The 6,270-nt window shown below is 66.3% G+C and carries 4 protein-coding genes; 2 read left to right on the top strand and 2 right to left on the bottom strand.

The features are described from left to right. Positions 1-18 precede the first annotated feature (18 nt). Together smeE and smeD are read right to left on the bottom strand one after the other, a co-directional pair. Positions 19-3,141, bottom strand: coding sequence for a multidrug efflux RND transporter permease subunit SmeE (gene smeE, locus ACMZ91_RS05640; protein WP_125893437.1), 3,123 nt, complete (start codon positions 3,139-3,141; stop codon positions 19-21). A gap of 12 nt (positions 3,142-3,153) precedes the next feature. Further along, entirely contained in the window at positions 3,154-4,338 is a 1,185-nt protein-coding gene (gene smeD / locus ACMZ91_RS05635) for a multidrug efflux RND transporter periplasmic adaptor subunit SmeD (protein ID WP_414577234.1), read from the bottom strand. 227 nt (positions 4,339-4,565) lie between these two features. Here smeD and smeT point away from each other — a divergent pair, with 227 nt between their 5' ends. Continuing rightward, positions 4,566-5,225: an efflux transporter SmeDEF transcriptional repressor SmeT gene (gene smeT, locus ACMZ91_RS05630; protein WP_032129009.1), complete on the top strand. Its 660-nt coding sequence runs from the start codon at positions 4,566-4,568 to the stop codon at positions 5,223-5,225. 45 nt (positions 5,226-5,270) lie between these two features. Further along, positions 5,271-6,263 (top strand): Gfo/Idh/MocA family protein, encoded by a 993-nt coding sequence (locus tag ACMZ91_RS05625; RefSeq protein ID WP_149908686.1) that lies wholly within the window; start codon positions 5,271-5,273, stop codon positions 6,261-6,263. The last annotated feature ends 7 nt before the right edge of the window (positions 6,264-6,270 follow it).

Here is a 6,270-nt window from a genome sequence, read left to right as displayed (position 1 = left end):
CGGCACTACCGTTTCAGGTCACGTCGTGGACTTGCGCTTGAACACGCGCTGCACCACCACGAAGAACAGCGGCACGAAGAACACGCCGAGCACGGTACCGACGATCATGCCGCCGAGCACACCGGTGCCGATCGCCTGCTTGGCACCGGAGCCGGCACCGGTGGAGATTGCCAGCGGCACCACGCCCATGCCGAAGGCCAGCGAGGTCATCACGATCGGGCGCAAGCGGTCGCGCACGGCGTGCATGATCGACTCGATCAGGCTGGCCCCCTTCTCCAGGTTTTCCTTGGCGAACTCGACGATCAGGATCGCGTTCTTGCTGGTCAGGCCCACCGTGGTCAGCATCGCCACCTGGAAGTAGATGTCGCGCTCCAGGCCCTTGAAGGTGTTGGCCAGCACCGCGCCGAGGATACCCAGCGGGGCCGCCAGCAGCACCGCGGTCGGCACGCTCCAGCTTTCATACATCGCGGCCAGGCACAGGAACACGATCATCAGCGACAGCGTGTACAGCAGCGGCGTCTGCGAGCCGGCCTGGCGTTCCTGGTAGGACATCGCCGTCCACTCGATGCCGAAGCCCGCCGGCAGCTGCTTGGCCAGCTGTTCGATCTCGGCCATGGCATCACCGGACGCGACACCCGGGGCCGGTTCGCCCTGGATTTCCATGGCCGACACACCGTTGTAGCGTTCCAGGCGCGGCGAACCATAGTCCCAGTGCTTGGTGGCGAACGCGCTGAACGGCACCATCTCGCCCTTGTCGTTCTTCACGGACCAGAGATCGAAGTCCTCCGGCACCATGCGGAACGGCTGGTCGGCCTGCACGAACACACGCTTGACGCGGCCACGATCGACAAAGTCGTCGATGTACGAGCTGCCCCATGCGGCGGCCAAGGTACCGTTGATCTGGTCGATCGACAGCCCCAGCGAGGTCGCCTTGGCTGCATCGATGTCGATGCGGAACTGCGGCGTGTCTTCCTGCCCGTTCGGGCGCACGTTGGCCAGCTTCTTGCTGCCGGCGGCGAGGCCCAGCAGCTGGTTGCGCGCGGCCACCAGTGCCTCGTGGCCCTGGCCGCTGTTGTCCTTCAGGAAGAAGGTGTAGCCCGAAGCGGTACCCAGTTCCGGAATGGCCGGCGGCGGGAAGGCGAAGATGAAGGCATCCTTGATCTGGCCCAGTGCCGCCATCGCGCGACCGGTGATCGGCATCACGCCATTGTCGGCGTCACGCTCGCTCCAGTCCTTCAGCTTGACGAATGCCATGCCCGCGTTCTGGCCCATACCGGCGAAGCTGAAGCCCTGCACCGAGAACACCGAGTCCACCGCATCCTTCTCGTTCTGCAGGAAGTGGTTTTCCAGTGCCGCGATCGATTCCAGCGTACGTTCCTGGGTGGCACCGACCGGCGCCTGCACCAGCGCCATCAGCACGCCCTGGTCTTCGTTGGGCAGGAACGAGCTGGGCAGGCGCACGAACAGCACGCCCATCAGCACGAACAGTGCCGCCACGATGCCCATGAAGCGCCACGGACGGTGGATGATGCCGCGCACACCGCGCTGGTAGCTTTCGCTGGTGCGGTCGAAGCCGCGGTTGAAACCATTGAAGAATCGACCGGACCAGCCCTTGTGTGCGACGTGGTGCTCACCCTTCTTCAGCGGCTTGAGCATGGTCGCGCACAGCGCCGGGGTCAGCACGATCGCGACCAGCACCGACAGCGCCATCGCCGAAACGATCGTGGCCGAGAACTGGCGGTAGATCACGCCGGTGGAGCCGCTCATGAAGGCCATCGGCACGAACACCGCCGACAGCACCAGGCCGATACCCACCAGCGCACCGGTGATCTGGCCCATCGACTTGCGGGTGGCCTCAAGCGGCGACAGTCCTTCCTCGGACATGATGCGCTCGACGTTCTCCACCACCACGATGGCATCGTCCACCAGGAGGCCGATCGCCAGCACCATCGCGAACATGGTCAGCATGTTCACCGAGAAGCCCAGCATCGCCAGCACGCCGAAGGTACCCAGCAGCACCACCGGCACGGCGATGGTCGGGATCAGGGTGGCGCGGAAGTTCTGCAGGAACAGGTACATCACCACGAACACCAGCACGATCGCTTCGATCAGGGTCTGCACCACGCCCTTGATCGACACGCGCACGAACGGGGTGGTGTCGTACGGGATCTCGGCCTTCAGGCCGGCCGGGAAGAAGCTCTTCATGTCCTGCAGCGCGGCATCCACGCCGGCCGCGGTATCCAGCGCGTTGGCGCCGGTGGCCAGGGTGACCGCCAGGCCGCTGGCCGGCTGGCCGTTGTAGCGGGTGACGAAGTCGTAGGACTCGGCACCCAGCTCGACGCGGGCGACATCCCCCAGGCGCAGCTCGGCACCGTCCTGCGCACCGCGCACGATGATGTTGCGGAACTGCTCCGGGGTCTGCAGGCGCGACTGCGCGTTGATGGTGGCGTTGAGCTGCTGGCCCTTGATCGACGGTGCACCGCCAAGCTGGCCGATGGCCACCTGCGCGTTCTGTGCCTTGATCGCTGCGGTCACTTCCGCAACCGACAGGCCATAGGTATGCAGCTTGTTCGGATCCAGCCAGATGCGCATGGCGTACTTGCCACCGAACACCTGGATGTTGCCCACGCCCGGCACGCGGCTCAGGCGATCGACGACATTGGAACCGACGTAGTCGGCGATGTCGTTGGCGTCCATGCTGCCGTTCTCGGACACGAACGCGATGACGTTCAGGAAGCCCGAGCTGGACTTGGCCACGTTGATGCCCTGCCGCTGCACTTCCTGCGGCAGCAGCGGCATGGCCAGCTGCAGCTTGTTCTGCACCTGCACCTGGGCGATGTCCGGGTTGGTGCCGCTCTCGAAGGTCAGGGTGATGGTGGCCTGGCCGTTGGACGAGCTGTTGGAGGAGAAATAGATCAGACCATCAAGGCCCTTCATGTTCTGCTCGATGATCTGCGTCACCGAGTCCTCGACCACCTTGGCCGATGCACCCGGGTAGGTGGCGCTGATTTCCACCGCCGGCGGTGCGACGTTGGGGTACATCGAGACCGGCAGCTTGAACAGGGCCAGGCCGCCGGCGAGCATGATGATGATGGCGATCACCCACGCGAAGATGGGTCGATCGATGAAAAAGCGTGCCATGGGGTTCTCCGCTTACTTCGCGTCGCCGGCCGGGGCGGCAGGCTGGGCGGCCGCTGCCGGCTTGGCCGGAGCAGCGCCCTTCTCGGTGGCCTTGACCGGCATGCCGGGGCCGATCTTCTGCAGGCCTTCGACGATGACCTTGTCGCCGGCCTTCAGGCCGTCCTCGACCAGCCACTTGTCGCCGACCGTGCGGCTGACCTTGACCGGGCGCACCTCGACCTTGTTGTCCTTGCCGACCACCATCGCGGTGGTGTCGCCCTTCGGGTCGCGGGCGATGCCCTGCATCGGCACCAGCACCGCATCGCTGCGCACGCCGCCGCCGATCACCGCGCGCACGTAGGTGCCCGGCATCAGCAGGCCGTCCGGGTTGTCCACCTTCACGCGCAGGCCGAAGCTGCCGGTGGCTGGATCGACGCTCACTTCAGAGAACTCCAGCGTGCCCTTGTGCTCGAAGGTGCTGCCGTCTTCCATCAGGATGCTGACCGGCAGCGTCTGGTTGTCCTGCAGGCGGCCGGCAGCCAGTTCGCGGCGCAGCTGCAGCAGCTCGGCCGAGGATTGGGTCAGGTCGACGTAGATCGGGTCCAGCTGCTGCACGGTAGCCAGTGCATTGGCCTGGCCGGCGCTGACCAGCGCACCCTGGGTAACGCTGGACTTGCCGATGCGGCCGCTGATCGGCGCGGTGATGCGGGCATAGCCGAGGGTGACGTTGGCCGCGTCCAGCGAGGCCCTGGCGGCACCGACGTCGGCCTCGGCCTGCTTCTGCGCGGCCACGGCGTTTTCCAGGTCCTGCTGGCTGACCGCGTCGACCTTGGCCAGCTCGGTGATGCGCTTGGCGCTCAGGCGCGCGGCGTTGGCCGTGGCTTCGGCGCGGGCCAGCTGGGCGCGGGCGCTGTTGGCCTGGGCGCGGTAGCTGGCGTCCTCGATCTGGTAGAGCGGCTCGCCGGCCTTGACCATGCCGCCTTCGGTGAACAGGCGCTTGGCAACGATGCCGTTGACCTGCGGGCGCACTTCGGCGACCAGGAAGGCGTTGGTACGGCCCGGCAGTTCGCGGGTCAGGCCCACGGTCTCGGACTTCAGCGTGACCACGGTGACGTCACCCGGGCCCTGCTCGGGGGCCTGGGGTTGGCCGCCGCAGGCAGCCACGGCTGCGGCGATGGCCAGCGACAGTACAAAGGGTCGGATTCGGCTCAGCAACATGACGGAAAGGCTCTTGAAGGAAAGGGTCTCAGCCAGCGCTGATACGGCGGACCCTCCACCAGCGAAGGTGAAGACCGTGCGAACAGCGCCCACCCGGGTGGAGTGGGAGCCGGACGGGCCTGCCACGCACACGACGGGAATGATGGGTGCGAAATATACATACATGCTTGTTTGTTTGTAAACCGGTACAATTCAGCCACGTTTCACCCGCACTCGTACCCACACCCATGGCCCGCAAGACCAAAGAGGACACCCAGGCAACCCGGGAAGGCATCCTTGACGCCGCCGAAGCCTGCTTCCATGAACACGGCGTGGCCCGTACCACGCTGGAGATGATCGGTGCCCGCGCCGGCTATACCCGTGGCGCGGTGTACTGGCACTTCAAGAACAAGAGCGAGGTGCTGGCCGCGATCGTCGAACGGGTGCACCTGCCCTTCATGCAGGAACTGGAGCGCACCTCCACCGACCAGCGCGACACACCGGTGCACGACCTGCGCGCAGTGATGATCCACTCGTTCATCGAGCTGTCCGAGGACGAACGCCTGCGCAAGACCATGGAGATCATGCTGCGCAGCGACGCCTCGGCCGATACCAAGGTGCTGACCGAAATGCAGCAGGCCGGCTTCCGCGACGCGCTGGACCGGATGGAGCGCGCCCTGCGCCGGGCCCAGGACCTGGGCCAGCTGCGCGAAGGCGCGGACCCGAAGATCGCCGCGCGCATGCTGCACGCCACTGTGCTGGGCGTACTGCATGGCGCGATGGTCGAACCGGAACTGATGGACCTCAAGCGCGACGGCATGCTTGCGCTGGACATGACCCTGGCCGCCTACGTGAAAGAAGGCGTGTTCGTGCCCGGAACGGTGCCCGAGCCGCTGCCCGAAGCGTGAGTAGAGCTGCTGCCACCACCGCGACACTCATCTGAGGACGGACCCATGATCCTGGACAACGTGGTGTGGGGCTTCATCGGCTGCGGCAGCGTCACCGAGAAGAAGAGCGGGCCGGCCCTGGCCAACACGCCGGGCTCACGGGTGGCCGCGGTCATGCGCCGCAATGCGGCATTGGCCGAGGATTATGCGCGGCGCCATGCGATTCCCCGCTGGTACGCGGACGCCGATGCACTCATCGCCGACCCGGAAGTGAACGCGATCTACGTTGCGACGCCGCCCTCCACGCACATGCACTACGCATTGCAGGCGATTGCCGCGGGCAAGCCGGTCTACATCGAAAAGCCGATGGCCATGGATCACGGCGAGTGCCAGCGCATCATTGAAGCCAGCGCGCGCAGTGGCGTGCCGGTGTTCGTGGCCTACTACCGCCGCGCCCTGCCCCGCTTCGCGCAGGTGAAGCGGCTGCTGGACAGCGGCACGATCGGCACGCCGCGCAGCGTGCACGCCACCCTGCACCGGCCGCATTCGGCGAACGCTGCATCGCCGGACTTCTGGCGGACCAACCCGGCGATCGCCGGCGGCGGGCTGTTCGTCGATCTGGGCTCGCACACCCTGGACCTGCTGGATCATCTGCTGGGGCCGCTGAGCGATGTGCGTGGCCTGGCCAGCTCGTTGACCGGCGCCTACGCCGCCGAGGACAGCGTTTCGATGTGCTTCCGCACCGGGACGGGGGCGCACGGCATCGCGCAATGGAGTTTCTGCGCGTTCCGCCGCCAGGATGAAATCGAAATCACCGGCGATCGCGGACAACTGCGCTTTGCCACCTTCGAGGACGTTCCAGTGGTTCTGGAGACGGAAGCGGGCGTGCAGGCGTTCGACATCCCGAACCCGCCGTCGATCCAGCAGCCGTTGATCGCCACTCTGGTGGATGAGCTGCGCGGCAGCGGCCACTCACCATCCAACGGCATCAGCGCCGCCCGCACCAGTGCGGTGATCGACCAGGTGCTGCAGGCCTACCGCACACGGCACTCGCGCTGACTGCCAA

This window comes from Stenotrophomonas sp. FR024, from assembly GCF_047500745.2.
Lineage (GTDB): Bacteria > Pseudomonadota > Gammaproteobacteria > Xanthomonadales > Xanthomonadaceae > Stenotrophomonas > Stenotrophomonas maltophilia_A.
Note: the sequence above shows the minus strand (reverse complement) of the source record. Positions and strands in the feature narration are given on the sequence as shown.

Excerpts from the sequence above, each read along its gene's own strand:
- smeE (WP_125893437.1), bottom strand. The coding sequence starts at position 3,141 with ATGGCACGCTTTTTCATCGATCGACCCATCTTCGCGTGGGTGATCGCC.
- ACMZ91_RS05625 (WP_149908686.1), top strand. The coding sequence starts at position 5,271 with ATGATCCTGGACAACGTGGTGTGGGGCTTCATCGGCTGCGGCAGCGTC.
- smeD (WP_414577234.1), bottom strand. The coding sequence starts at position 4,338 with ATGTTGCTGAGCCGAATCCGACCCTTTGTACTGTCGCTGGCCATCGCC.
- smeT (WP_032129009.1), top strand. The coding sequence starts at position 4,566 with ATGGCCCGCAAGACCAAAGAGGACACCCAGGCAACCCGGGAAGGCATC.